The following is a 24,515-nucleotide window of genomic DNA, read 5'->3' as shown; positions in this document are numbered from 1 at the left end:
GGATGGCGCAATGGCCAAGAGGACCCCAGGATCGGTTTCGGCACGCCGGGCCACCCACACCATGGCCGCCCCCCGCACGACGACCCGCCCAGTGGCCCGCCCGGGCTGGTGGGACCGCCGCCCGGCGGCCGACCTGGGACGCGCACGGTAAAAAACGGTTCCGCCGTCCTCCGCCGCGCGGGGCGAGGCGGGCGAGAGGGAGAAAGTGCTTAACTTGGCTGCGTAAAACGTTTCACTGCTTCGCGTCACCCAGGAAGGACACCCTTGGACTACGAACGCCAGCCGTACAGAAGGTGCGGCCGCAGCGGTCTCCTGCTCCCCGCCGTGTCACTCGGCCTGTGGCACAACTTCGGCGGAGGCAAGCCGCTCGACAGCCAGCGCACGATCCTGCACAAGGCGCTCGATCTCGGCATCACCCACTTCGACATCGCCGACCGGTACGGCCCTCCGCTGGGGGCCGCCGAGTCCACGTTCGGCCGGATCTTCCCCCGGTCCCTGCGTGACGAGGTCGTGGTCACCACCAAGGGCAGCAACCCCATGTGGGACGGCCCGTACGGCATGGGCAACTCCCGCAAGCACCTGCTCGCCACCCTCGACCGGTCGCTGGAGAGGCTCGGCCTCGACTTCGTCGACATCTTCTACCTGCACCGCGACGACCCCGGCACCCCGCTCGAAGAGCAGATGGCCACGCTCGACCACATGGTCCGCACCGGTCGCGTGCTCTACGTCGGCGTCTCCAACTTCTCCCCCGAGCGCACCGCCCAGGCCGCCCGCCTGCTGCGCGAGCTCGGCACCCCGCTGCTGGTGCACCAGCCGTCCTACTCCCTGCTCAACCGGGGCATCGAGGACTCCCTGCTCGGGGTGCTCGAGGAGCAGGGCGTCGGCTGCGTGGTCTACTCGCCGCTGGCGCAGGGCCTGCTGACCGACCGTTACCTCGACGGCATCCCCGCCGACTCGCGCGCCGCCGAGGGGCGTTTCCTCACGGCGGACCGGGTGACGCCGGAGGTGCTGACGTTCGTACGTTCGCTGTCCGCACTCGCCGAGGCGCGCGGCCAGACGGTGGCCCAGCTGTCGCTCGCCTGGGCGCTGCGTGACCCGCGCATCACCTCGGTGCTCGTGGGCGCGTCCAGCCCCGAGCAGCTGGAGGCGAACGTGGCCGCCGTCGACAACCTCGGCTTCACCCACGAGGAGTTGGCGGCCATCGAGCGCGCGGCCAAGGAGTCCGGCGTCGCGGCATAGCGCCGCGTCCCCCCGCCGGCGGGCTGCTCTTGTGGGCGCTCAGCCGTCCGGCCGATCGAGACGCTGGTAGAGGCCGTACACGAAGCGGGCACGGTACGCCGTGCCCGCGTGGGTGAACCCGACCGCCCAGTGGTGCGGCGCCTGCCCCTCCAGCGGGACGGCACCGGGGAAACTGGTGCCCACGTCGGCGACGACGCACGCCCAGGGCGTGAGGTCCGCGAAGGCCAGTCGCACGCCGCCGCCGGGCCGGACGAACCACTGGCTCCAGACCTCGCCCCCCGGCCCTGTCAGCACCTCGAACTCCAGGCCCGGCCACGACGGCAGGGCCCACCGGTGCACGTCGCACGTCAGGCTGCCGAACGCGCGCGGGCCCGCGTGGTGGGGCGGGCCCAGCGCCATCCGGAACACCGCCGCTCCCTTGGGGGCGCGGGCCGCGTGGGCGAGCCGGGTCCAGTGGGCGTGCGCGGCCCGCACCTCGGCCCTGGACGCGCCCATGGCGGCGAGCGCGTCCTCCACCCGGCCGGCGTTGAGGTCGCGCATCCGGTGCATCAGGGCCAGCTCGAACTCGCGTACCCGGAACCGCATGGCCCCCAGCCTGCCAGCCTCAGAAGGCCAGCACGGTCACCGAGTGCGGCCCGGCGGCCCACGTTCCGTCGCTCGCCTCGACCTGCCCGAGGTCGCGCACCCCGACCGCGTCAGGGTCCGCGAGAGTGTTGATCGCGTGCGGGTCGCCGGCCCCGAGGGTGCGGACCCGCGCGCTCCTGGGGGTGTCCGCGGCGGCTCCGTCGAGGACGATCCGCAGGCGTACGGTCTCGTCGCGGTGCCGGTTGACGACCGCGACCCGTACGGAACCGTCGTCGGCGCGGGTGGCCGACACGTCGATGTAGGGGACGGTCATGGGCTCGGTGAGCAGGCGGCCGTCCGGCCCTCGGTTGTCGCCGAGCCGGACCGCCGCCGACCGCGCCGGACCGTCCACCCGCGACGGCAGCACGGTCCGGCCCAGGTGGTGCCGGTAGAGGTGCCAGACGTGGTAGATGGCCGAGCGCACGGCGCCGCCGGGGCGGGCGACGATCACGCCGTTGGCGTTGACCAGGTTCACCGGGTTGGCCATGCTCACCGGCGCGGGCAGGCCCACGGTGCGGTGGATGGCATGGAACACCCCGGCGTAGAAGACGAGGTCGCCGACCGTCCGGGGGCTCCACCGGTTCACGCGTACGGGGCCCGGCCGGTCGGCGGGCGGCACGTCGGGGAGCTCGCGCGGGGCGATGCCGCCGTCGTCGCCGGGCAGCGGATCGGGCCAGGCGGCGGGCTCCAGGTGGCGCATGTTCCACTCGTCGAGCGCGAGCGCGGGCGGGCGGTCCAGGCCGGCCTCGGCGGCGAGCGCGGTCACGAGCTGCGCGTAGGTGTTCATCTCCCGTTCGAAGAACAGGGACTGGGCGACGACGTCGTCGTAGTCGTCACCCGTCCACAGGTGGGTGGCGGCGCCGTACAGGTGGAGGGAGAGGTGGTCGAACAGGTGGCCCGCCTGCCGCAGCAGCGGGCGCGTCCACTTCTCCTGCTGCCAGGGGATGCCGACGCCGATCAGGCGGATGTCCGGGTCGACCAGGCGCATGAACCTGGCGTGCTCCCGGGCCGCGGCGGCGTACTCCTCGGCCGTGCGGTGGCCCATCTGCCACGGGCCGTAGACCTCGTTGCCCACGCCCCAGTACTTCACCTTCCACGGCTCGGCGTGCCCGTTGCGGGCACGCCGGGCGGTGAGCGCGGTCTCCTGGGCGGCGTTGGTGTACTCGACCCAGCGCACCGCCTCGTCGACGTCCCGGCAGGAGTGCACCAGGTACGGCTCCGCGCCGACGGCCTCGCACCAGGCCAGGAACTCGTCGGTGCCGAAGCGGTTGCTCTCGAGCCCGCCCCAGGCCAGCTCCAGCCGCCGGGGCCGGGTCTCGCGCGGGCCGACGCCGTCCTCCCAGTGGTAGGCCGAGGTGAAGTTGCCCCCCGGCCAGCGGATGGGGCCGGGGGCCAGCTCGCGGCAGAGCTCCAGCACGTCGGCGCGCACGCCTTGGAGCAGGCCGGGCTCGTCGACGGACAGCGGCGATCCTTCGTCGAACACCCCGCCCTCGATGTTGCCGAAGAAGGCGGACTCCAGGAAGTGGCCGTAGACGTCGTCGTCGATGCGGCCCTCCGGGTGGCGGGTGTCGATCGTCACGAGCGCCTCACGGGCGGGGACGGGCATGTCAGGGATCTCCGTTCCGGTCATTGCTTCACCGCTCCCGCGATGCTGTCGACGAACTTGCGCTGGAGCACGACGAAGACGGCGATCACCGGGATCAGGGAGATGACCGCCGCGGCGGCCATCCCCGACCAGTCGGTGCCCCGCTCTCCGACGAAGACGGTCATGCCCACGGCCAGCGTCCGCAGGCCGGGCTCGCTGAGCGTGAACACCAGCGGCAGGAGGTAGACGTTCCAGGCGTACAGGAACGTGAGGATGACCACCGTGGCGGTGATCGGCCAGGCCAGCGGGAGCATGACACGGAAAAAGATCGTGAAATGCCCGGCTCCGTCGAGGCGGGCGGTCTCCTCCAGCTCCTTCGGCAGCCTCCGGAAATATCCCGCGTAGAGGAGGGTCGAGGCGATCTGCCCGCCCGCGCCCAGCCCGAGAATCACGCCGGCGTGCGTGTTGAGCAGGCTCAGCTGGTCGGTCAGCTGGGTGATCGGAATGATCGTGTACCCCTCCGGGAGGAAGAAGGTGACCAGGAACACCCCGATGAGCAGCTTCTTGCCGGCGAAGTCGTAGCGGCCCAGCACGTAGCCCGCCAGAGCGCTGCGCACGACCACGAGCAGCACGGTGCCCACGGTGATGACGAGCGTGTTGACGAAGTACGTGGCGAAGCCGACCTCGGTCCAGGCCCGCGCGTAGTTCTCCCAGACCGGCTGCTCCGGCAACAGGTCGAGCCCGCGGCCGAAGATCTCGGGCGAGGACTTCAGCGACGCCGAGACGAGCCAGGCGAACGGGTAGATCCACAGGCCGCCGAGCACCAGCAGCAGGACGACCGTCACCACCTGACCGGGGCTGGGACGGCGGAACAGGCGGGCACGCCAGGTCACGCCCGTTCTCGTGGCGGCCGTCATGCCGCCCCCGTCCTGCCCCTGGCCCAGCGCATGCCGAGGGCCTGGGCGATCGCGAAGGCCATGGTCAGCAGCCCGAACAGCACCGCCGCCGCCGACGCGTATCCCAGCTGCGGGACGGTGGCCTGGAAGGCCGTACGGAAGATGAAGATCTCGATCACCTCGGACGAGAACGACGGGCCTCCGCCGGTGAGGGTCTGCATCAGGTCGAAGACGTTGAACGCGGCCACCGTGTCGATCAGGGTGATGATCACCAGGAACGGCACGAGCAGCGGCATGGTCACGTGACGGAACTCCGCCCAGGCGCCCGCGCCGTCGATCATCGCGGCCTCGTGCACCACCTGCGGGATCGTCTGCAGCGCGGCCAGCCAGTAGATCAGCGTGATGCCCAGCCACTTCCACACCCACACGGCGATCCCGGCGTAGAGGGAGGTGCCGGCGTTGGCCGCGAAGTTCGCCGGCGAGTCGATCAGCCCCGACCACACCAGCGCCAGGCTCACCGGGCCGCTCGCGTCGAGCAGCAGGGTGAACACGACGCCGACGATGGCTCCCGTGGTGACGACCGGCAGGAAGAACAGCGTGCGGAAGAAGCCCTTGAACGGCGTCTTCTTCCGGTTCAGGACGAGCGCGAGCACCAGCGCGAGCCCCACCCGCAGGGGTACGGCGAACACCAGGAACACGATCGAGTTCCAGAAGGCGTTCCAGAAGAGGTCGTCCCCGATCAGCCGCTCGAAGTTCTCGACGCCGACGAAGGTGCCCGCGGTCGCGAAGCCCGGCCAGTCGAGGAAGGCGAACCACCACGAGGCCAGCAGCGGGTAGACGGTGTAGGCCCCGTAACCGAGGACGGTCGGGAGCAGGAAGAGGTAGATCCACCAGTCCTGCCGCAGACGGCTCAGCAGCCCCCGCCGGCCGCCGTCCCGAGAGGCCGCCACGGACGGCCGCTCGCGCCGCCGGATTGTCGTTGTCATCGTGCTCCTGTTCGCGGGCGGACGCGGCTCAGCGCTCGGCGTAGGCCTTCTGGTCGTAGTCCGCCTTCCTGTCCCAGTTGGCGAACACCCATGCCTTCGTGTCGACCTCGACGCCCTTCTCCTCGCGGACGGCCTTGATCGCGCGCTCGCGCTCGGCGCTCATCGCGTCGTTGTAGCGGCGGAGCTCGCCGGCCACGTCGGAGGTCGATCCGGTCAGCACCGACTGGACGATGTCACCGAGGTTCGGATGGACGTCGCGCATCTCGGCCAGCACCTGCCAGACCGCGGGGGTGGCCACCTCTGGCACCGGGGCGATCCTCACGTCGTCCTGGAAGTTGACGACGCACTGCCGGTAGGCCGGGTGCACCTCCGCCTCCTCCACCACCTCGGCCAGGGCGGGCGGCTGGTCCATGGCGGCGGCCAGCTTGGTCTGAAACTCCTTGGTCGTCATCTGCAGCATGAGCTCGGCGGCCTCCTGGGCGCGCTTCGACTGGCTCGACACCCAGAACGTGCCGGGCTGCGGCGGGCTGTAGACGAAGTTCCTGCTCTTCTCGGGGCAGGGGATGTGCCAGGTGCCGACCCCGCGCTCCACGGCCTCCGGCTCGTCCACGCGCAGGCCGCCGATGAACCAGGCTCCCCACAGGTAGACGGCCGCCTGCCCCGCCGCCCAGCGGGCGCGGGCGTCCCGGGCGCCCATCGACGGGGACGCGGGGTGCACGACCTTGTCGGTCTGCAGGGCGACCAGGAACTCGACGGCGTCGGCGTACTGCTGGGCGTCGTAGGCGTACGCGCCGGTCGCCCAGTCGATGCCGCCCGGCGCGCCCGCGGTCATGGCCAGCCGGTTCACCAGGATCTGCAGGTACTCGGCGTCCTTGCTCGGCACGACGATCCCGTACACGCCGTCGTCGGTGCCCTTGGTGAGGCGCCGGGCGACGTCGCGCAGCTGGTCCCACGTGCCCGGCTCCTCCTCGGGGTCGACGCCGGCCTGCTTGAGCAGGGCGGTGTTGAACCACGGCACCGCCTCGTGCCAGCGGCCGGAGAACGGCGGGATGGAGTAGATCTCGCCGTCGAAGCGGTGGATGCCGTCGTAGACGAACTCCCCGACCGGGCTGCCCTGGAAGTCGGCGAGCTTGCCGATCGGCTGGAACCAGCCCTCGCTGACCAGTGCCGCGGCGGAGGTGCCCAGCCCGGCGAGCGAGTGCACGTCCGGCATCTGGTTGCTGCGCCGGCCGACCTGCAGGGCCTGCCCCAGGTCGGGCACGTCCATCTGGCGCCGCTCGATCGTGACCCCGGGATGCGCCTTCATGTAGGGGGCGAAAAGATCGTCCTGCAACATCTTCGTCAACGGCCGGAACTGGTCCCACCACTGGAGGGCTCCGCTCGAACCGCCGCTTTCCCGGCTCATCTGCCCACCACCCGTGCATCCGGCGAGCGCCGCCGCGAGCGCGGCCGCGCCGGCCCCGCCGATGAACTGGCGTCGCCCCAGGCTGGGTCGCCCGGCGCTGCCCGCGCCGGGCCGGCTTCCAAGGATCCGTTGATGCCGCCGCATGGCGACTCCTCTTCGTCGGTTCGGTCTGCGACCTGTACCGCCCGTCCCTGATCGCAGGGATCCCCCGGTCAAGCGGATTAATGTTTGCGCAAACCTATGTCCGTCGCCCATCAGCGTCAAGATGCCGACCGTGAGGTTTCTCATCGACCGCCCCCGGTCGATGTGCAGGAGATAGTTGGCTTGACGTCGTGATAAGCATGTTTGCGTAAACAAGATGTGCGGGCGTTCGAGGGCCGGTTAACGATTTCCACAGCCCCGGGCGGGGATGTACTCTGTCGGCGGCGACACCTCCTCTTTAGCGGCGCCGACAGGGCCGGCGGCCAGGCCCCGGCCGGTCCGTCCCGGCCTTTCACGCTCCACCCCCTGCTGCGATGACGAAGGGAGACGCCCGGCGTGGTTCGAGCACCAGGCACGAGAGCGTCCGGAGGGCCGTCCATGGCTGATGTCGCCAAGCTCGCCGGCGTCTCCGGCCAGACCGTCTCCAGGGTCGTGAACGGCAACGACCGCGTGACCGCCGCCACGCGGCTCAAGGTCGAGACGGCCATGAAGCAGCTCGGCTACCGCGCCAACATCGCCGCGCGGGCGCTGGCCACCGGCCGGTTCGGCACGATCGGCGTCGTCACGTTCAACCTCAGCGCCGTGCTCAACGTGCGCATCGTCGAGGCCGTCGCGACGGGCGCCCAGGCCCGCGGCTACTCGGTGAGCATCGCGGTGGTCGACGCACCCACGGAGAAGGACGTGCGCGCGGCCGTACGCGGCCTCACCGACCGGGCGGTCGACGGCGTGATCGTGATCGAGGCGCGCGTGCTCGACACGCCCCACCTCCGGTTGTCCGACGAGGTGCCCCTGGTCATCGCCGACAGCAAGGCGGCACACCGGCACCCGACGTTCGGCATGGACGAGGCGGCCGGCGCCCGCGCGGCCGTCGACCACCTGCTGGAGCTGGGGCACGCCACGGTCCACCACGTGGCGGGGCCCGCCGGGTCCAATCCGGCGCAGCGGCGCAGGGCGGCCTGGCAACGGCTGCTGAAGCGGGCGGGGCGTCCGGTGCCGCCGCCCGTCGTCGGCGACTGGTCGCCGAGCTCCGGCTACGACGCGGCCCTGCGCCTGCTGGCCGACGACTCCGTGACCGCGGTCTTCGCCGCCAACGACCAGATGGCGGTGGGCGTCCTGCGGGCGGCGGCCGAGCTGGGCCGCGAGGTTCCCGGCGATCTGAGCGTCGTCGGCTTCGACGACCTCGACTTCGCCCCCTTCCTGACGCCTCCGCTGACCACGGTGCGCCAGGACCTCGCCGCTGTGGGGCGCCGCTGCCTCGACCACCTGATCGCCCAGATCGAGACACCCTCGAAGCCCGGGGCGGCGTCCGGCGTCAGCCGGTTCGTCCGTCCGGAGCTGGTGGTCCGGGCGTCCACCGCGCCGCCGCGCCGCTGAGTCCTCCGGGGACGGCCATTGACAGCGCTATCGAGTTAGCGCAAACATGACCGGCGAGTGCGCCATGACAACCGCTCATCCCCCAGCATCAGGGAGCCACCATGCTGCGCCGACTGCCGATCATCACCCTGGCCGCGGTTCTCGCCCTCTCGCCCGCCGCCCACGCCACCGCCCGAGGAGGCGGCCCCATGCAGGACGACCAGCCCCGCCCGGCCGCGCCCGGGGCACTCGGGGCACTCGGGGCGAACTTCAACCAGAACCTCGACGCCCTGGACTACCGCGAGCTGGAGGAGGCCGGAGCCCGATGGGTACGCGGGTTCTTTCCCATACCCGCGGCCGACGACGGTGACCCCGCCGAGCACTTCGCGATCCGCGCCATCAACGACGTGGCGGACCGCGGTTACGACACCATCCTGAGCCTGAAATTTCCGTACAACCAGGCTTCTTTTCCCGCGCCCGGCAGCCCGCAGATGGCCGCGGAGCTGGCCCGCCTCGACCGGGTGCTGCCCACCGTGATGGGCAAGGTCGACATCATGACGATCGGCAACGAGCCGTTCATCGAGAGCCTGCCCGCCGAACGCGACCAGCGGCTCAACGCCTTCTACGAGACCGTCGCCCGTCACGTCATCGCCCACCGGCGCGAACACTGCGGCGCCGGCTGCGGCACCCGGCTCTACATGGGCGCGCTCAACCGCCTCGACCTGCCCGACCGCCGCACCCCGGCCGCTGAGCGCTGGATGACCTTCGTCCGCGAGACCCCGGAGATCGACGGCGTCGACATCCACCCCCACCTGCCCGCGCCGGAGAACGCGCAGGCCTTCCTCGACTACATCCTGCCGCGGATGCGCGCGGGCCAGACCTTCCTCGTCACCGAGTTCTCGCTGGTGTGGCACTGGAAACGGCACCTGGAGGACCCCGTCGCCGCGGACTTCGCCCAGCGTCACGGCTTCCCCCCCGGCACCAAGGTCTGGCAGGTCATCAAGGCCGCCATCGACGAGCCCTTCCCCCAGCGCACCTGGCGCGACTTCCTGACCAGCTCCCCGTGGTTCACGAGCCAGTCGACGTTCCTGCGCGACCAGATGCGCCTCTACCGCGGCACCGGCCGGCTGGCGGTCGCGACGTACGGCTTCAAGCAGGACGACCTGATGGTCCGGAACTTCGGCCCCGACAAGGACCCGTGGCTGCTCAACAGCGTCTTCGCCACCTACACCGTCAAGCCGCGCGGCGAAGGGCTGTCCGCCCCGAACTACTGGCTCGGCGCCTTCAAGGCCCAGCAGAGGACGTAAGCCCGTGCCTCCGGGTACGGGCCGCAGGCGGCTGGCACCATGGTCAGGACGGGTGTGGAGCGACGGGCGTTCCCCCGGAGCACCGAAGGAGCCGACAGGATGCCGAACACCTGGCTGACCGGCCGTTTCCGGCTCGACGTGCCGCTCGTCGGCGCGCCCATGGCGGGCGTGGGCGACGGGCGGCTGGCCGCGGCCGTCTCAGGGGCGGGCGGGCTCGGCATGGTCGGCGTGCCCCCGGCCGCTCCGGGCTCGTGGGTCACCGAGCAGGCGGCCGTGGCGGCCTCGAGCGGGCGACCTTACGGCGTCGGGCTGATGGCCTGGGCGCTGCCGGCCAACCCCGCCCAGTTCGAGGCGGTGCTCGCCGCCCGTCCCGACCTGGTCTCGGTGAGCTTCGGCGACTATCGGCCGTACGTCGAACCGCTGCGGAGGGCCGGCATCACCGTGGCCGTCCAGGCGGGCACCACGGACGAGGCCCGCGCCGCCGAACGGGCCGGCGTGGACGTGGTCGTCGCCCGCGGCGGTGAGGGCGGCGGGCACGGCCGCGCCGACGTGGCCACGCTGCCCCTGCTGCAGAGCGTGCTGGACGCGGTGGACGTCCCGGTGCTGGCCGCCGGCGGCATCGCCACGGCCCGCGGCCTGGCCGCCGTCCTCGCCGCGGGCGCGGAGGGCGCCTGGGTGGGCACCGCCTTCCTCGGGTGCTCGGAGACGACCGCCCCGGAGGCGGCGCGGCAGCGCGTCCTCGACGCCGGCGAGACCGGCACCGCCTACGGGCGTGTCTTCGACGTCGCCCAGCGGCTCGGCTGGCCCCCCGAGTACGGCGGCCGTGCCCTGCGCAACGCCTTCTTCGACCGGTGGGCGGGCCGGGAGAAGGAACTGGCCACCGACGAGACGGCGCAGGCGGAGCTGGCGCGGGCCCGCCGCGAGGGCGACTTCGACACCGCCGGCATCTACGCCGGGCAGGCCGTGGGCCTGGTGCGGCGGCAGCGCACGGCGGCCGACGTGGTGGCCGCTTTCGCCGCCGCCGACGATCTGCTGTCCCGCTTCACCACCCCACGCTGACCCCGGCCTCCTCGTCACCTGCGGCTCTCGAACCGCACCCCCGGGAAGGGAGGTTCCCCGTCGAGCAGGGCGGCGGGGGCCTCCTTCAGGTGCCGGTCGAAGAACGCGAGCGTGTACGCGTTGATGATCGAGTGTGCCCGCTCCGCGCCGATCGGCCCGGCCAGGCCCGCCGCGCGCATGAGCGGCGACCAGAGGGGCGCGTCGGTGTAGTCGCCGTGGTACGTGTCCGGCATGAGCACGAAGTAGCCCGCTCCCGGCAGCTTGTCGTAGAGGCCTCGCATGGTGCTCTGGTGCCGCTGGACCTCGGCCTCGTCCCAGCCCTCGCGGCGCATGGTCGCGGCATCCCTGGTCAGCCACATGGCGGGCTGCTCGATGCCGTCGCGCACCACGCCCACCGGCATGGGGGCGTCCATGATGAGGCAGGCGCGCAGACGAGGTTCTCGCGCGCAGGCCTGCGCGGTGACGATGCCGCCGAGCGAGATGCCGAGGACCCCCGTACGCCGCAGGTCCAGCCGGCCGGTCAGGATGCCGCGAGGATCGGCCCGGTCGAGTCCGGCCACCCGGTCGAGCGTGAAGGTCACGTCCCGCGCGAGGTGCGGGATCATGCCGTCCGGGAGGGGGCGGCCGTTCAGCACCGGCGCCGTGTCGGCGGGTTCGAGGCTCTGGTCGACGAGCGGCATCAGGCGTTCGCGGGGCAGCCCGGCGATCGAGCGCCCGTCGGGGAAGCGCACCGATCCCGCGGCGTACGGCTGGTCGACGGCGACGACCACGTACCCGTGGGAGACGAGCGCCTCGACCTGGAACGTGTTCATCTGCCGGAAGCCCTGCGCCCCTTCCAGGAAGACCAGCACCGGATGGCGGCCGGGCGCGGCGGGGGCGGCGGCGACGGCGTTGCCGGTCGACTGCCGCATGTGCGCGAAGGTGGCGTCCGGCACGCCCGCGAGCCGGGCGACCGCGGTGGTGACGCCGGGATCCTCCACGTAGGGCGTGCGCGGCGCCGAGGGGTCACGCCGGGCCGGGTACCAGATCTGCACCATCAGCTCCCGCCGCGCGGCCGGGTCGGGGCCGAGGATCTCCTGGCGGCCGGCGTCCGTCCAGTGATAGGTCAGCGTGCCGATGCCGTGCGGGCCCGCGGGCGGCGGGAAACGCAGCACGGGCAGCAGCATCGGCAGCGCCATGGCCGGCACCAGGCCCATCGCGCACAGCCCGACGCCGAGCCTGCCCGCCCAGGTGGGGACGGGCGGGCGCAACATCCGCCACGCCCACGCGGCCGTCAGCGCCGCCGCGAGGACGTACGCGGGGACGAGCGGCACACGCGCCCCTTCCACCAGCACCTGCGCCACGGCGGCGAGCGCGGCGAGCGGCGCCACGTGCCCGGCCCGCCGCAACGGGGGCACCGCGAGCACGAGCAGCGCCAGCAGGTCGGCCACCACCAGCCCGATCTCGAAAGGTCTCATTCGTGTCCTCCTCTCCTCCGCCTCCAGGATCGACAAGTTGGCAGAAAATGTCAATTAGGCAGTTACTGCCAATACTGGAAAACGCAGTACGCTGGGCCCGTGCCCCTGACCCTTCGCCAGCGCAACCGGCTGGACGCGATCCACCGGATCATGGACGCCGCCATGGACCTGTTCGACGAGCGCGGATACGCCGACGTCACGATCGACGAGATCGCCGCGGCCTCCGGCGTCTCGCCGCGCACCTTCTACCGCTACTTCGGCACCAAGGAAGGCCTGTTCACCGCCGACCCCCTCGCCGCCGTCGGCCTCGACCGCTACGCCGGGCAGATCGACCCCGGCGACCTGCCGGGCACGCTCGAACGGCTCGTCGCCCTCATCGACGAGGGTCCGGGCACGTCCGAGGACACACGCCCCAGGCCCTGGCGGGGGATGCGCTACGTCCTGGAGGAGCCCTCCGTGCGGGCCGCCGTCTACGGAGCGCTCGACGGCGCGGCCGAGCGACTGGCCGCCCTGCTGCGGGACGCCGGCGAGAGCCCGGCACGGGCCCGCGTCATCGCCCGCTCCTACCTGTTCGGCGCCTACTTCGGCGCGCTGGAGCAGTGGCACCTCGACGGCCGCTCCCGACCGCTGCGCGACTACGTACGCGAGGGCGCCGCGGCCCTGGCCGACGGCGGGCGGGGAAAGTGAAACGGCCGCCCGCGCACGAGCGACCGCCCGCGCACACGGGCAGCCGAACACGCGGACGGCCGAACACGCCACGACGAACCGTGACGGCTGTGACACCCGTGACGAGCCGAGAGCGCCGTCACCGGGCTCCCGGGCGCAGGCTCCACGCCTGCGCCCGGGGCGCGCGTCACACCACCGCGCCCGACCCCTTGCGGACCTCGGGGGCGCGGCGCTTGGCGGGCTCGGGCGGCGGACGCCGGTCGAACCTGGACAACACGATCGACACCGGCCCGGCCACGAAGGAGGACGACAGCGTACCCATCACGATGCCGGCCACCAGCGCGATCGCGAAGTCCTGCAGCGAGTCACCGCCGAAGACCATGAGCGCCATCAGGATGAACAGCGCTCCGAGGCCGGTGTTGACCGTGCGTGGCATGGTCTGCAGGATCGCGCCGTTCACGGACGTCGCGAACGGCTCCTTGCGGCGTGCCGTCCACAACTCCCGCACCCGGTCGAACACCACCACCTTGTCGTTGACCGAGTAACCGACGATGGTCAGCATCGCCGCGAGGAAGACCCCGTCGATCGGCTTGCCCAGCCACGCGAACAGGCCCGCTACCACGAACACGTCCACGACCAGCGCGATCACCGTCGCCGCGCCGAACGTCCACCGGAACCTGACCGCCAGGTAGAGCAGCTGCATCGCGACCGCCACGCCGAGCGCGATGAGCGCGTTGCGGCGCAGCTCCTCGCCCAGGCTCGGGCCGATGAACTCCTCACGCTGCTTCGTCACCTCGCCGGCTTCCCGCTCCAGCTCCTGCTCGATCTGCGCGGCCTCGTTCAGGCCGAGCTCGGCCGCGCGCACGGTGATCGTGTCGCCGCTGGACTGCACCACGGCCGTGGGAAGCCCGGCGCGCGAGACGGCCTCACTCGCGGCCTCGGCCGGGATCGGGCGGTTCGTGGTGAACTCCACGAGCCGGCCTCCGGTGAACTCGACGCCGAAGTTCAGCCCGCGGACGAGCAGCCCGGCGACGGCCACCAGGACCAGTCCGCACGCGACCGCCAGCCACACCTTTCCGGCCTTCATGAGCTGCGGGTTCTTGCGCGCCAGCCAGGTCCTGACGGTGCCGGGCGAGCCGACGCCCGACAGGCGGGGGCTCATCTTGTTCATGGCGATCTCGGTGAGCACGCGGGTGATGAGCATCGCGGAGACGAGCGAGGCGAGCACACCGACGGCCAGCGTCACACCGAAGCCCTTGACGGGTCCCGACGCCAGCCAGAACAGCAGGCCGGCGGCGATCAAGGTGGTGATGTTGGAGTCGGCGATGGCGCTCCAGGCGTTCTTGAAGCCCTTGGCCATCGCCGACTTCAGCCCTCTCTTGGGCGCCTGGCCGTATTCCTCCCTGGCTCGTTCGAAGACCAGCACGTTGGCGTCGATGGCCATGCCGATCGCCAGCACGAACCCGGCCAGGCCCGGCAGCGTCAACGTCGCGCCCATCGCCACCAGCGCCGCGTAGGAGATCAGGCCGTAGCAGACCAGCGCCATCGTGGACAGCAGACCGGACAGGCGGTAGACGGAGATGATGAAGCCGGCCGTCAGGATCAGCCCCACGATCGCCGCCTGGGCGCTCGCCTCGATGGCCGCCTCTCCGAGGGTCGGGCCCACCGTACGCTGCTCCACCATGGCGAGCGGGACGGGCAGCGCGCCGCCCTTGATCAGCACGGCGAGGTCTCGGGCCTCCTGATGCGTGAACGAACCGGTGATCTCGGACTTGCCGCCCGGGATGCCGGCCTGGCAGGCCACCGACGGGTCGAGCGGCGGCGAGGAGATGATCTCCTTGTCGAGCACGATCGCGACCCTGCGCTTCGGGTCGCCGACCTGCTCGCAGGCGGCCGCGCCGGTCAGCTTCTGCCAGGCGGCGGCGTCGCGGAAGCTGAGGGTCACGAACCACCCGGGGCCGCGCTGGGGGTCGCTCTGCTCGGCGGCGTCGCTCACGCCGTCGCCGGTGATGGCGGGCGGCCCGAGTTTCAGCAGCTGGCCGTTCTCGTCGGGCAGCGCCGACTTGTCCCCCTTCTCGGCCGCGCCGGTCACGGGGTGGAAGGCGAGCTGCGCGGTACGGCCGATGACCTCGGCCGCCTTGCGCGGATCGAGCACGCCGGGCAGCTCGACGATGATGCGCTTCTCCCCCGAGCGGACCAGCGTGGGATCGACCACGCCGAGCGCGTCGGCCCGCTGGCGCAGCACGGACAACGCGCGGTCGGTGGCGGCCGCGTCGGCCTTGACGGTCGGGGAGTCCCTCGCCTCGAAGACGAGCTGGGTGCCGCCGCGCAGGTCCAGACCTAGGCGCGGCTCCATGGTGAGAGCTAGTGCGGATGAGATCGCGATGACGGCGAGCGCCGTCACCGCACGCCAGAACGGCGCACGGAACATGGCAGCCTCCACAGGCTAAGACGTGCGGAAAAGGTGGTCAGCAGCCTGTGGAGGGAGGCGCACGGGCAGGCGTGGCCGCAGGCTTGCGCTGCGTGGTGGCCTCGGCGGCGGGCCTGGTGACGACCTCGGCCCACGCGTGGCGGAAGTCGAGGGGCTCGGAGGCGGGCAGCGCCGTCCCGCCTCCGCCGGTGAAGACGTGCGCGCCGGCCCACATGCGCAGAGCGGTGGGCTGCAGCGGGTGCTGCCTGGCCGTGGGCTGCTGCCCGGCCGCGACGGTGGCGGCCTTGACCGTGACGATCGGCTGGACGGGCTGCGCGTGGGCGACGGCCGGCAGGAACCATGACAGGAGGAAGACCAGTGCGGCAGGCAGTCTCCCGCGCATGTCGCCTCCTCCCCCTCAAAACCTCAACCCTAGCCTGTGCGGCGGGTACGGGGGATCATTCCCGGCGCGTCGCGCGACACGCCGGCCACTCACGTGAACCGTCGAGAACGTCGCCGCGCGTCTCGCTCCATGCGCGGGCGAATGCGATCCGGTGCTCGGAACAAGGCCGGCACGGCCTGCCATCCTTTTGCCCGGACCACCGAACCGGCTTAGCCGCTTTTGACCGTTGTGAGACTACGCTACGGTAATGCGGCTTACCAGTTGCTTCGGCGGCTCACCGCGGGTGGAGTGACGGTGTGCTCTCCCTCGTCCCGCCCGCGCTGGAACGGCGGCCACGGGGAGGCCATGCATGACCACAGTGCCCAAGCTCATCGCCGGTCCGAGCAGGTATCTCGACGATCGCCTGGGGGCGGCGAACTTCTTCAAGCGCAACCTGCGCAAGATATTCCCGGACCACTGGTCGTTCCTGCTGGGCGAGATCGCTCTGTACACGTTCATCATCCTGCTGCTCACTGGAACGTTCCTGACCTTCTGGTTCACGCCCAGCATGGGGCACGTCGTCTACGACGGCTCCTACGCGCCGCTGAGAGGCGTGGAGATGTCCGAGGCGTACGCCTCGACGTTGGAGATCAGCTTCGACGTGCGCGGCGGCCTCCTGCTCCGTCAGATCCACCACTGGGCCGCCCTACTGTTCATCGCCAGCCTGATGGTGCACATGCTGCGGGTGTTCTTCACCGGCGCCTACCGCAAGCCGCGCGAGCTCAACTGGCTGATCGGCATCGCGCTGTTCACCCTGGCCCTGGTCGAAGGGCTCACCGGCTACTCGCTGCCCGACGACCTGCTGTCCGGCGCCGGCCTGCGGATCACGCAGGGCGTGCTGATGTCGCTCCCTCTGGTGGGCACGTACCTGTCGTTCTTCCTGTTCGGCGGCGAGTATCCCGGCCATGACGTGATCTCGCGCTTCTTCACCCTGCACATCCTGCTGATCCCGGGCATCCTGGTGGCGCTCATCACCGTGCACCTGATGCTGATGTGGTTGCAGAAGCACACGCAGATGCCGGGCAAGGGCCGTACCAAGACGAACGTGGTGGGCTCTCCGCTGCTGCCCGCCTTCATGGCGAAGTCGGGCGCGTACCTGCTGTTCACGGCCGCCGTACTAACCGGGTTGTCGACCTTCGCCCAGATCAACCCCATCTGGTTGTACGGTCCGTACTCGCCGGCGGACATCTCCGCGGGATCCCAGCCGGACTGGTACATGGGCTTCCTGGAAGGCTCCCTGCGGATCATGCCCTCCTGGGAGATCAACCTCTTCGGCACCGCCCAGGCGGGCACGCTGCCCCTGAGCGTGCTCATCCCGGCGCTGGGGCCGATCGGCCTGATCCTCACCGGCCTGGTGCTCTATCCGTTCCTGGAACGGTGGATCACCGGCGACCGCGGCGAGCACCACATCGCGGACCGGCCGCGCAACAACCCGCACCGCACCGCGATCGGCGTCACCGGCATCACCTTCTACGGCCTGCTGCTGGTGCTGGGCGCCAACGACCTGATCGCGACCTTCTTCAACATCAGCCTCAACTGGACGACGTACGCGGGCCGGGTGCTGATCTTCGTGGGCCCGGCGGTGGCCTACCTGGTCACCTACCGGCTGTGCCTGGGCCTGCAGCGGTCGGACGTCAGCGTCCTCGACCACGGGGTGGAGGCGGGCGTCATCAGGCGGCTGCCGCACGGGGAGTTCATCGAGGTCCACACCCCTCCGTCGGACGACGCCGAGGCCCACCTGCGCGCCAGGTCGCCCATCCCGGTGCTGCCCGGGGCACGCCCGGACAGTGAAGGCGTCCCGCCGGAAGTGGCGCGGGGCCCGCTCGGCCGTCTCCGGATCACGATGAGCCGCGCGTACGGCGGCGATCAGATCCCGCTCGGCGACGGCCACGACGGCGAGAGAGGCCACGACGGCGAGCAACCGGCCGGAAGGACACCCGAGAGGAAGGCGCCGCCAGGCTGACACCGGGGCCATGTCGTCTCACGGTCTCACGGTGTCACAGTGTCACGGTGTCACGGTGTCACGCCCGCGCGCGTCCATGCTGGAGGGCGCCGCGCAGCCAGCGCGTCAGGCCGCCGGAGGCCGGCCGGCCGCGCCAGGCGAGGTGCGCGTCGGGACGGACGAGCCAGACCTCGTCCGTGGACCATCCGTCCGGTGTCAGCACGACGACGCGGTCGCCCAGGAACGTGCCCGCCTCCGATCGGCACGCCTCCGCGGCGTCCCCGGTGGCCAGCAGCGCCCAGCGTCCGCGCAGTTCGGCGTGCAGACGGGTGACGTGGCCGTCGGCGTCGGCGCACGGCAGATCGGGAACCCGGTCGCCGGATCGTGGACGGCGGTCCGGGCCGAGCAGGGAGCCGCGAACGGCGAGAGGGCCGCGGCGGTAGCTCACTCCGAGCTGCGAGGCGACCTGGGTCGCGCGGCGCTGCACCGCCGGGTGGTTGCCCAGCGGCGCCAGCACCCATGAGATCAGCAGGCGCAGCAACGGGCCGTCGCCGATCTGGAGGCGGGTGGTGGCGCTGGTGTTGCGCAGCACCTCGGTCGCGAGCGGACGGCGTTCGTCCTGGTAGGTGTCCAGCAGGCGCCCGCTTGCGCGGCCCTGGATGACGAGGGCGAGCTTCCAGGCGAGGTTCTCGGCGTCGCCCATCCCCGTGACCATTCCCTGCCCGCCCATGGGGCTGTGGATGTGGGCCGCGTCACCGGCGAGCAGGACCCGGCCCCGCCGGTAGGCGTCGGCCAGCCGGCGGTGCACGCGGAAGACCGACGCCCAGACCGCGTCGCGGATCCGATCGCCGTCGAGGCCGGCGCGCTCGCCCACCAGGCGGCGGAAGGCCGCGAGAATCTCGGGCTCGGTGAGCCGCTCGTCCTTGGCGCCCGGCAGGTAGGCCATGAGCCGCCACCGGTCGTCCGCTTCGCCACCGGGCATGGGCATGGCGAACAGCGGGCCGTCCTTGTGGGCCCATCCATGTCCACCGGCGCGGGCGAGCTCCCAGCCGGCGTGCACGTCGGCCAGGAGCCACTGGTCGGTCAGCGGCGCGCCGGGAAAGGGGATGCCGGCCAGTTTGCGGACCGTGCTGTGGCTGCCGTCGCAGCCCGCCAGCCAGCCGGCGCGCAGCTTGCGCCCGCCGTCGAGCACGACGGTGACGCCGCCCTCGTCCTCGACGAGGTCGGTCAGGGCCGTGCCCCACTCCACGTCGGTGCCCAGCTCGGCCAGGCGGGCGCGCAGCTGCGCCTCGATGTCGGTCTGGGGGAGGACCAGCGCCGGTCTCGGCGTGCCGGCGTCGCCGAAGCGGGTGACGATCGCCGCTCGCCCGCCGATGTACGTGGTCAGCACGAGTGACGGGGCCGACCGGCCGGGCAGGTCACCGAGCGCGCCCAGCCGGTCGAGCACCTCGACGCCGCGGGCGTGCAGGATGTTGGCTCGCGAGGTGGTGGCCGGGCCCGGAGCCTGGTCCACCACCCGGACGGCCACCCCGTGCAGCCGCAGGGCACAGGCCAGCGCCAGACCGGCGGGCCCGGCTCCGACCACCACGACCTCAGCGGATTCTGTCATGGCCACCACCAGCGGAGAGACGTCAGAACGGAACCGTTACGTTCCTTCGCTTCCACGCTATCCCGCACTACGATGGAACGCAACCGTTCCGTTTCACATGGAGGATCTGACGGATGCCCGACGCCACCTCCGACCCCGAGCGCCGGCCGGCCGGCGCGGCCGTGCTGCGCGCCGACGTCACCGACGCGATCCGCCAGGCGGCCCTGGCCGAGCTGATCGACACGGGCTACGCCCGGATGTCCATGGACGCCATCGCCCGCCGCGCCGGGGTCGGCAAGGCCGCCATCTACCGGCGCTGGGGTTCCAAGGAGCCGCTGGTGCTGGAGATCCTCACTCACCTGGCCGACGAGGCCGTGCCGCTGCCGGACACCGGCGAACTGCGCGACGACGTGGAGGGCTTCGTACGCCATGCCTCGGCGCTGCGGGCCGACCCGCGGACCATGCGTGTCCTCACCGACCTGACCGCCGAGGCGACCAGGAACCCGCGCCTGGCCGCGGCCATGCAGACCCGCGCGGAGCAACCTCGCCGCGCCGCGGGAGCCCGGCTGCTCCACCGCGCCGTCGACCGGGGCGAGCTCCCGCCCGACCTCGACACCGAGCTGGCCGTCGACTGCCTGGTGGCGCTGGCCTACCTGCGGCCGCGCACCCCGTGGCAGCCCGCCGAGCCCGTGGACGACGACCTCACGCCGCTCGTGGAGGTCATTCTCGCCGCACTGGCGGCCTGCCGCCGCCGATAGTCCCGCTCCGGCCGGAGCCGTCGGCGGGCGTCAGGACACTTCGCCCGCCAGAACCTTGACCTCGCCGGAGATCGGCGTAGTGTGACTGATGACCAGATTTCATATCCAGTCAAAGGAGCGCCAGTTTGCTGGAGCGGGCGGACCGGATTCTCGATGCGGCCGGAGAGCTGCTGCTGCGGCACGGCTACCGCAAGGTCACCGTCGACGACATCGCCTCACGGGCCGAGGTCGGCAAGGGCACCGTCTACCTGCACTGGCGTACCAAGAACGAGCTTTTCGAGGCGCTGATGCTGCGCGAGTCCATCGAGCTCGTGGAGGAGTGGTGCGCGCTGATGCGCCAGGATCCGGCGAACGTGCGACCGCACCGCTTCGCGCGTATGGCCTTCCTCAGCATGTGCCGCAGGCCGCTGCTTCGAGCGATGCTCACCACCGACCTCGACCTGCTCGGCAAGCTCGCCCACCACCCGATGCGCAGCCACGACCTGCTCGCGGCCGAGCGTTTTCACCTGGTGGGCGAGAAGTACGCGCTGCTCAGGACCGACGTGCCTCATCTGGCGTACACGATGGCCGCCGCGCAGGTGGGCTTCTACGTCCTCGACGGCACCGAAACCGCCGATTCGTCGCTCGACCTGGAAAGCAGAGCCGACGCGCTCGCCTTCACCGTACGCGAGACGTTCGAACCGGCCGAGCAGCCCTCACCCGAAGTGCTGGCCGCGGCGGCGACCGAGTTCATCACGATCTTCTCGGCGCTGATTCCGCCCTACCGACAGTGGATCTACGACTAAGGAGAGACGATGGCCGACATCGTCGAGCGATACGACATTCCCCAACAGCTGTTCTGGTTGCACGGGCCGCGTCAGGGCCGGCCGGTCGAGTTCGACGCGGCCACCGGACTGTGGAACGTCTACGGATATCCGGAGCTGCACCAGGTTCTCGGCGACCCCACGACGTTCTCCTCCGACACCATGCGCGTGACCAGGAAACTGATGCCGGAGACGGACGAGCTGTCGATGGAGGGCTTCATCACCCAGATCGACCCGCCGGAGCACGGCAAGCTGCGCAAGCTGGTCAGCAGCGCCTTCACCAGGAAGGTCGTCGCGGATCTCGAACCGAGGATCGCCGCCCTCACCCACGAGCTGCTCGACGCGGCGGCCGAGCGCGGCCGCCTCGAGCTGGTGACCGACCTGGCCTATCCGCTTCCCGTCATCGTGATCGCCGAGTTGCTGGGGGTGCCCGCCAGCGACCGCGCCCTGTTCAAGCAGTGGGCCGACGGGCTGTTCGACCACGAAGGCAAGATCTCGCTCGCCGAGCCGTCGGAGGACCGCGGCGCCGACGTCCAGGCAGCGCTGAAACCGTGGAAGGAGATGTCGCACTATCTCGCCACACACGCCGCCGAGCGCAGGACGCGACCGCGTGCCGACCTGCTCACCAAGCTGGTCGAGGCCGAGGTGGACGGCGAGCGGCTGCCCGACGACCAGGTGGTCAATTTCGCGATCGTCCTGCTGCTAGCCGGGCACGTCACCACGACGATGCTGCTCGGCAACACGGTGCTCTGCCTCGACGCCTTCCCCGAGCAGCAGGACAGAGTGCGCGCCGACCGCTCCTCCGTCCCGGCCGTGATCGAGGAGTCCCTGCGCCTCCTCACGCCGTTCGCCGCCCTCGCCAGGTCCACCACCCGCGAGGTCGAGCTGGGCGGCGAGACGATCCCCGCCGACCAGCTCGTGATGTGCTGGCTGGGTCAGGCCAACCGGGATCCCCGGCAGTTCCCCGACCCCGGCGTCTTCGACCCCGAGCGCGACCCCAACCCGCATCTCGCCTTCGGCCGCGGCATCCACTTCTGCCTCGGGGCGCCCTTGGCCCGGCTGGAGGGACGGGTCGCGCTCGGCATCCTGCTCGATCGCCTCGACCCCCTGCGCGCCGACCCTGACGAGCCCGTGGAGTTCATCCCCACGCCGACCATGACGGGAGTGCGCCGCCTCCCGCTGCTCTGGCCGCAGCGCTGAGCGCGACCCGCCGGCCGGGCGAGCCTTGTGGCCCGCCCGGTCGCGCCGGCCGGGCGGCGCGACCGGCGGCGGTCAGGGCGCCGTGCGGACCGGCAGGGACGTCAGCGCCCGTCCCATACCCGGCCGCCATTTGATCTCGTTCGCGGGCACGCTGAGGGCGAGCCGGGGGAACCGGCGCATGAGAGTGGTGAGGGCGATCCCGATCTCGCACCGGGCCAGCGCCGCGCCCATGCAGTAGTGGATGCCGTGGCCGAAGGCGAGATGCGGGTTGTCGGCGCGGCGCGGGTCAAGCAGGCCGGGCCGGTCGAAGCGGCGCGGGTCGCGGTTGGCGGCCGCGTACACCACCTGCACCGCCTCCCCCGCCGGGATGCTCACGCCGCCGAGTTCCACGGGCTCCAGCGTGTAACGCATGACGGCGATCTCGGCGACGCCGGTGAAGCGCAGGAACTCCTCGACGGCGCCGGAGACGTCGCCCATGTCAAGGGAGCGGGTGAGCAGGAGCAGGACGCTCTGGCTGATGAGGCCGGCGGTGGTCTCGTGCCCGGCCACCAGGATGCTGATCGACAGCGAGATCAGCTCCTCGTCGGAGAGCCGGTCACCGTCGGCCTCCTGCACCTTGATCAGTCCTGACAGCAGGTCGTCGCCTGGCGCCGCGCGCTTGGCGTCGATCAGCCGGGACATGTATGCGATCAATCCCCTGGCTCCAGCCGCGATCTTGTCCAGGTCGGGAGCGCCGAGGTCGGCGGCCCAGGAACGCCAGGTGTCGCGGTCCCCCGCGGGGACGCCGAGCAGCTCGCAGATCACCTGGATCGGCAGGGGGTAGGCGAAGCGCTCGATGAGGTCGAACTCCTCGGGCAGATCGGACATCAACGCGTCGGCGATCTCCTGGATGCGCGGGCGCAACCGCTCCACCCGGCGGGCGGTGAACTCCCGCGACACCAGCCGCCGCAGCCTGGTGTGGTCCGGCGGGTCGTAGAGGCCCAGCGTGTGCAGCAAGTAGGGCGTGACGTCGTCGGGCAACCCGGTGGGGGCGGCCGGGCCGGCCGCCGCCTGCCGGGTGACGTCGTTGCTGAACCGCGGATCCGTGAGCACCGCGACGCTCTCGGGATAGCCGGTCACCAGCCAGACTGGCGAGCCGTCGACGTAGGTGCCGCGGCTCACCGGCCCCTGCCGGGCCAGGTCTGCCAGGAACGCGTCTCTGTCGGGGGCGGTCAGCAAACCGGTGAGGTCGGTCATGGTCATGTCTCCTCGATGGGGAAGGTGGTCGTGGGGCAGCGCTGTCACCGTGCCCGCCGCTCCTTCCTGACCGCCTCCCAGGCCGTCAGGACGCGGTCGTCGGCGAACACGCCGCGGGTGAGGATCTCGACGCCGGCGCGCGAGTAGCGCAGTGTGGCGTCCAGGTCGTGCGGGTCAGGAAGGCCGAGCACCCGCGACAGGTGCTCGCCGAAGGCCAGCGGGGCGAGCAGCCAGGTCACGTAGATCGCGGCGCGGGCGCGCGGGTCCTCGCCCGGCCGCGCCCACCCTTCGGCCACGCCCTGTTCCAGCCACCGCTCGGTGGCGTCGACGATCTCGTCGTAGAGCGCCGCCGCCTCCGGCGCGCCGTCCAGGAACGCCCGGCCGAGATAGCGCCGCACCGGGCCGGCGGCCTCCAGCATCGCCGCCAGGCCCGTCGTGTCCTCCAGCGCCTCGACGCCTGGGCCGCCGCGCACGAGCGAGACCACGTACGCGTCGCATTCCTTGCGCAGGCCCTCCTTGCTGCCGAAATGGTGCAGGACCAGGGCGTGGGAGACGCCGGCGCGGGTGGCGACCGCGCGCAGGCTCACGCCGGCGACACCCTCGGCTCCGAACAGTTCCAGGGCAGCGTTCCTGATCCTGGCGCGCGCTTTGAGATCGTCCTTGTCTGACCGCATGCTCAGGATAGTAACCAATTGGTCAGTGTACTGTACAGCTGGTCAGCAATTGCATCGAATGAGTTTGATATACATGCGGTGCACGGGGTGCCGCCACGTTCGGGAAAGGACGGCAGCGGTGGAAGACTCAGAGACTTCCCGCCGGGGCGGGGACAAGGCGTCCTGGCACGCGGTCAGGGAGGTGGCGCTGCTGTTCCTCAAGCTCGGCACCATCGCCTTCGGCGGCCCGGCCGCGCACATCGCGATGATGCGCGACGAGCTCGTACGCCGCCGCCGCTGGGTGAGCGACGAACGATTCGCCGACCTGATGGGCGCGACCAACCTGATCCCCGGCCCCAACTCCACCGAGCTGGCCATCCACCTGGGCCACGACCGTGCGCGCCTGCGCGGCCTGATCGCGGCCGGCGTCTGCTTCATCGTCCCCGCCGCGCTCATGGTCACCGCCCTGGCCTGGGCGTACGTCACGTACGGCAGCACACCCGCGGTCGAGGGCCTGCTGTACGGCATCGTCCCGGCGGTGATCGGCATCATCGCGCACGCCCTGTCCGGCCTGTTGCGCACCGTGATCAAGAACGCGTGGCTGGGCGCCCTGGCCCTGGCCGCGCTGGCCGCCTACCTGGCGGGGGTCAACGAGCTGCTGATCCTGGCGGCCGGGGCACTGCTGGCGTACGCCGCCCGCCTGCC

The 24,515-nt window shown here is 71.5% G+C and carries 21 protein-coding genes; 10 read left to right on the top strand and 11 right to left on the bottom strand.

What is annotated here, in order from left to right; genetic code table 11:
• The first annotated feature begins 264 nt into the window (after nucleotides 1–264).
• The gene (locus tag E1267_RS23115; RefSeq protein WP_132334821.1) at nucleotides 265–1,239 is read left to right on the top strand and encodes an aldo/keto reductase; all 975 of its coding nucleotides are present in this window, start codon (nucleotides 265–267) and stop codon (nucleotides 1,237–1,239) included.
• Between the two features lie 39 nt (nucleotides 1,240–1,278).
• Here E1267_RS23115 and E1267_RS23110 read toward each other — a convergent pair whose 3' ends face one another.
• From E1267_RS23110 to E1267_RS23090, 5 genes are read right to left on the bottom strand one after another with little or no spacing between them, the layout of a single operon-like run.
• On the bottom strand, nucleotides 1,279–1,824 hold the full coding sequence (locus tag E1267_RS23110) for a hypothetical protein (protein WP_132334819.1): 546 nt from the start codon (nucleotides 1,822–1,824) through the stop codon (nucleotides 1,279–1,281).
• 19 nt (nucleotides 1,825–1,843) lie between these two features.
• Complete coding sequence (locus E1267_RS23105) at nucleotides 1,844–3,493, bottom strand: alpha-L-arabinofuranosidase C-terminal domain-containing protein (protein ID WP_220449627.1); 1,650 nt, start codon at nucleotides 3,491–3,493, stop codon at nucleotides 1,844–1,846.
• Complete coding sequence (locus E1267_RS23100; RefSeq protein ID WP_132334817.1) at nucleotides 3,490–4,365, bottom strand: carbohydrate ABC transporter permease; 876 nt, start codon at nucleotides 4,363–4,365, stop codon at nucleotides 3,490–3,492. Before E1267_RS23100 ends, E1267_RS23105 begins: the two co-directional genes overlap by 4 nt.
• Complete coding sequence (locus E1267_RS23095) at nucleotides 4,362–5,330, bottom strand: carbohydrate ABC transporter permease (protein ID WP_132334815.1); 969 nt, start codon at nucleotides 5,328–5,330, stop codon at nucleotides 4,362–4,364. Before E1267_RS23095 ends, E1267_RS23100 begins: the two co-directional genes overlap by 4 nt.
• Before the next feature lie 28 nt (nucleotides 5,331–5,358).
• Nucleotides 5,359–6,879 (bottom strand): ABC transporter substrate-binding protein, encoded by a 1,521-nt coding sequence (locus E1267_RS23090; protein WP_165959742.1) that lies wholly within the window; start codon nucleotides 6,877–6,879, stop codon nucleotides 5,359–5,361.
• A 435-nt stretch (nucleotides 6,880–7,314) separates the two neighbouring features.
• Between E1267_RS23090 and E1267_RS23085 the strand changes: the two genes are divergently transcribed.
• From E1267_RS23085 to E1267_RS23075, 3 genes are all read left to right on the top strand, one after another.
• Entirely contained in the window at nucleotides 7,315–8,310 is a 996-nt protein-coding gene (locus tag E1267_RS23085; RefSeq protein WP_132334811.1) for a LacI family DNA-binding transcriptional regulator, read from the top strand.
• Nucleotides 8,311–8,411: 101 nt separating this feature from the next.
• Complete coding sequence (locus E1267_RS23080; protein WP_220449626.1) at nucleotides 8,412–9,596, top strand: hypothetical protein; 1,185 nt, start codon at nucleotides 8,412–8,414, stop codon at nucleotides 9,594–9,596.
• A gap of 99 nt (nucleotides 9,597–9,695) precedes the next feature.
• The gene (locus E1267_RS23075) at nucleotides 9,696–10,655 is read left to right on the top strand and encodes an NAD(P)H-dependent flavin oxidoreductase (protein WP_132334809.1); all 960 of its coding nucleotides are present in this window, start codon (nucleotides 9,696–9,698) and stop codon (nucleotides 10,653–10,655) included.
• Between the two features lie 14 nt (nucleotides 10,656–10,669).
• Here E1267_RS23075 and E1267_RS23070 read toward each other — a convergent pair whose 3' ends face one another.
• Nucleotides 10,670–12,112, bottom strand: a complete 1,443-nt coding sequence (locus tag E1267_RS23070; RefSeq protein ID WP_132334807.1) for an alpha/beta hydrolase family protein — start codon at nucleotides 12,110–12,112, stop codon at nucleotides 10,670–10,672.
• A 99-nt stretch (nucleotides 12,113–12,211) separates the two neighbouring features.
• Here E1267_RS23070 and E1267_RS45720 point away from each other — a divergent pair, with 99 nt between their 5' ends.
• Entirely contained in the window at nucleotides 12,212–12,799 is a 588-nt protein-coding gene (locus E1267_RS45720) for a TetR/AcrR family transcriptional regulator (RefSeq protein ID WP_220449625.1), read from the top strand.
• Nucleotides 12,800–12,965: 166 nt separating this feature from the next.
• Here E1267_RS45720 and secD read toward each other — a convergent pair whose 3' ends face one another.
• Nucleotides 12,966–15,209, bottom strand: a complete 2,244-nt coding sequence (secD, locus tag E1267_RS23060) for a protein translocase subunit SecD (RefSeq protein WP_132334805.1) — start codon at nucleotides 15,207–15,209, stop codon at nucleotides 12,966–12,968.
• Nucleotides 15,210–15,246: 37 nt separating this feature from the next.
• Nucleotides 15,247–15,591 carry a hypothetical protein gene (locus tag E1267_RS23055; RefSeq protein WP_132334803.1) on the bottom strand — a complete coding sequence of 115 codons (345 nt, stop codon included), beginning with the start codon at nucleotides 15,589–15,591 and terminating at the stop codon, nucleotides 15,247–15,249.
• Between the two features lie 349 nt (nucleotides 15,592–15,940).
• Here E1267_RS23055 and qcrB point away from each other — a divergent pair, with 349 nt between their 5' ends.
• Nucleotides 15,941–17,593 carry a cytochrome bc1 complex cytochrome b subunit gene (qcrB, locus tag E1267_RS23050; protein ID WP_132334801.1) on the top strand — a complete coding sequence of 551 codons (1,653 nt, stop codon included), beginning with the start codon at nucleotides 15,941–15,943 and terminating at the stop codon, nucleotides 17,591–17,593.
• Between the two features lie 58 nt (nucleotides 17,594–17,651).
• Here qcrB and E1267_RS23045 read toward each other — a convergent pair whose 3' ends face one another.
• Nucleotides 17,652–19,181: an FAD-dependent monooxygenase gene (locus tag E1267_RS23045; RefSeq protein WP_132334799.1), complete on the bottom strand. Its 1,530-nt coding sequence runs from the start codon at nucleotides 19,179–19,181 to the stop codon at nucleotides 17,652–17,654.
• A gap of 113 nt (nucleotides 19,182–19,294) precedes the next feature.
• Between E1267_RS23045 and E1267_RS23040 the strand changes: the two genes are divergently transcribed.
• From E1267_RS23040 to E1267_RS23030, 3 genes are all read left to right on the top strand, one after another.
• Complete coding sequence (locus tag E1267_RS23040) at nucleotides 19,295–19,918, top strand: TetR/AcrR family transcriptional regulator (RefSeq protein ID WP_220449624.1); 624 nt, start codon at nucleotides 19,295–19,297, stop codon at nucleotides 19,916–19,918.
• 125 nt (nucleotides 19,919–20,043) lie between these two features.
• Nucleotides 20,044–20,703, top strand: coding sequence for a TetR/AcrR family transcriptional regulator (locus tag E1267_RS23035; RefSeq protein ID WP_132334797.1), 660 nt, complete (start codon nucleotides 20,044–20,046; stop codon nucleotides 20,701–20,703).
• A 9-nt stretch (nucleotides 20,704–20,712) separates the two neighbouring features.
• On the top strand, nucleotides 20,713–21,921 hold the full coding sequence (locus E1267_RS23030) for a cytochrome P450 (protein WP_132334795.1): 1,209 nt from the start codon (nucleotides 20,713–20,715) through the stop codon (nucleotides 21,919–21,921).
• Between the two features lie 72 nt (nucleotides 21,922–21,993).
• Here E1267_RS23030 and E1267_RS23025 read toward each other — a convergent pair whose 3' ends face one another.
• Together E1267_RS23025 and E1267_RS23020 are read right to left on the bottom strand one after the other, a co-directional pair.
• Nucleotides 21,994–23,157: a cytochrome P450 family protein gene (locus E1267_RS23025; protein ID WP_132334793.1), complete on the bottom strand. Its 1,164-nt coding sequence runs from the start codon at nucleotides 23,155–23,157 to the stop codon at nucleotides 21,994–21,996.
• Nucleotides 23,158–23,201: 44 nt separating this feature from the next.
• Nucleotides 23,202–23,831, bottom strand: coding sequence for a TetR/AcrR family transcriptional regulator (locus tag E1267_RS23020; RefSeq protein ID WP_132334791.1), 630 nt, complete (start codon nucleotides 23,829–23,831; stop codon nucleotides 23,202–23,204).
• Nucleotides 23,832–23,949: 118 nt separating this feature from the next.
• Here E1267_RS23020 and E1267_RS23015 point away from each other — a divergent pair.
• A partial coding sequence (locus E1267_RS23015) for a chromate transporter (RefSeq protein WP_246064165.1) occupies nucleotides 23,950–24,515 on the top strand: 566 nt, incomplete at its 3' end.

It is taken from the genome of Nonomuraea longispora (assembly GCF_004348345.1).
Classification (GTDB): Bacteria; Actinomycetota; Actinomycetes; order Streptosporangiales; family Streptosporangiaceae; genus Nonomuraea; species Nonomuraea longispora.
Note: the sequence above shows the minus strand (reverse complement) of the source record. Positions and strands in the feature narration are given on the sequence as shown.

What these genes read in the sequence shown, in the direction of transcription:
- E1267_RS23090 (WP_165959742.1), bottom strand. Translation starts at nt 6,879, where the DNA reads ATGCGGCGGCATCAACGGATCCTTGGAAGCCGGCCCGGCGCGGGCAGC.
- E1267_RS23025 (WP_132334793.1), bottom strand. Translation starts at nt 23,157, where the DNA reads ATGACCGACCTCACCGGTTTGCTGACCGCCCCCGACAGAGACGCGTTC.
- E1267_RS23020 (WP_132334791.1), bottom strand. Translation starts at nt 23,831, where the DNA reads ATGCGGTCAGACAAGGACGATCTCAAAGCGCGCGCCAGGATCAGGAAC.
- E1267_RS23070 (WP_132334807.1), bottom strand. Translation starts at nt 12,112, where the DNA reads ATGAGACCTTTCGAGATCGGGCTGGTGGTGGCCGACCTGCTGGCGCTG.
- E1267_RS23045 (WP_132334799.1), bottom strand. Translation starts at nt 19,181, where the DNA reads ATGACAGAATCCGCTGAGGTCGTGGTGGTCGGAGCCGGGCCCGCCGGT.
- E1267_RS23085 (WP_132334811.1), top strand. Translation starts at nt 7,315, where the DNA reads ATGGCTGATGTCGCCAAGCTCGCCGGCGTCTCCGGCCAGACCGTCTCC.
- qcrB (WP_132334801.1), top strand. Translation starts at nt 15,941, where the DNA reads ATGACCACAGTGCCCAAGCTCATCGCCGGTCCGAGCAGGTATCTCGAC.
- E1267_RS23030 (WP_132334795.1), top strand. Translation starts at nt 20,713, where the DNA reads ATGGCCGACATCGTCGAGCGATACGACATTCCCCAACAGCTGTTCTGG.
- E1267_RS23105 (WP_220449627.1), bottom strand. Translation starts at nt 3,493, where the DNA reads ATGACCGGAACGGAGATCCCTGACATGCCCGTCCCCGCCCGTGAGGCG.
- E1267_RS23075 (WP_132334809.1), top strand. Translation starts at nt 9,696, where the DNA reads ATGCCGAACACCTGGCTGACCGGCCGTTTCCGGCTCGACGTGCCGCTC.
- E1267_RS23055 (WP_132334803.1), bottom strand. Translation starts at nt 15,591, where the DNA reads ATGCGCGGGAGACTGCCTGCCGCACTGGTCTTCCTCCTGTCATGGTTC.
- E1267_RS23080 (WP_220449626.1), top strand. Translation starts at nt 8,412, where the DNA reads ATGCTGCGCCGACTGCCGATCATCACCCTGGCCGCGGTTCTCGCCCTC.
- secD (WP_132334805.1), bottom strand. Translation starts at nt 15,209, where the DNA reads ATGTTCCGTGCGCCGTTCTGGCGTGCGGTGACGGCGCTCGCCGTCATC.
- E1267_RS23095 (WP_132334815.1), bottom strand. Translation starts at nt 5,330, where the DNA reads ATGACAACGACAATCCGGCGGCGCGAGCGGCCGTCCGTGGCGGCCTCT.
- E1267_RS23040 (WP_220449624.1), top strand. Translation starts at nt 19,295, where the DNA reads ATGCCCGACGCCACCTCCGACCCCGAGCGCCGGCCGGCCGGCGCGGCC.
- E1267_RS23110 (WP_132334819.1), bottom strand. Translation starts at nt 1,824, where the DNA reads ATGCGGTTCCGGGTACGCGAGTTCGAGCTGGCCCTGATGCACCGGATG.
- E1267_RS23100 (WP_132334817.1), bottom strand. Translation starts at nt 4,365, where the DNA reads ATGACGGCCGCCACGAGAACGGGCGTGACCTGGCGTGCCCGCCTGTTC.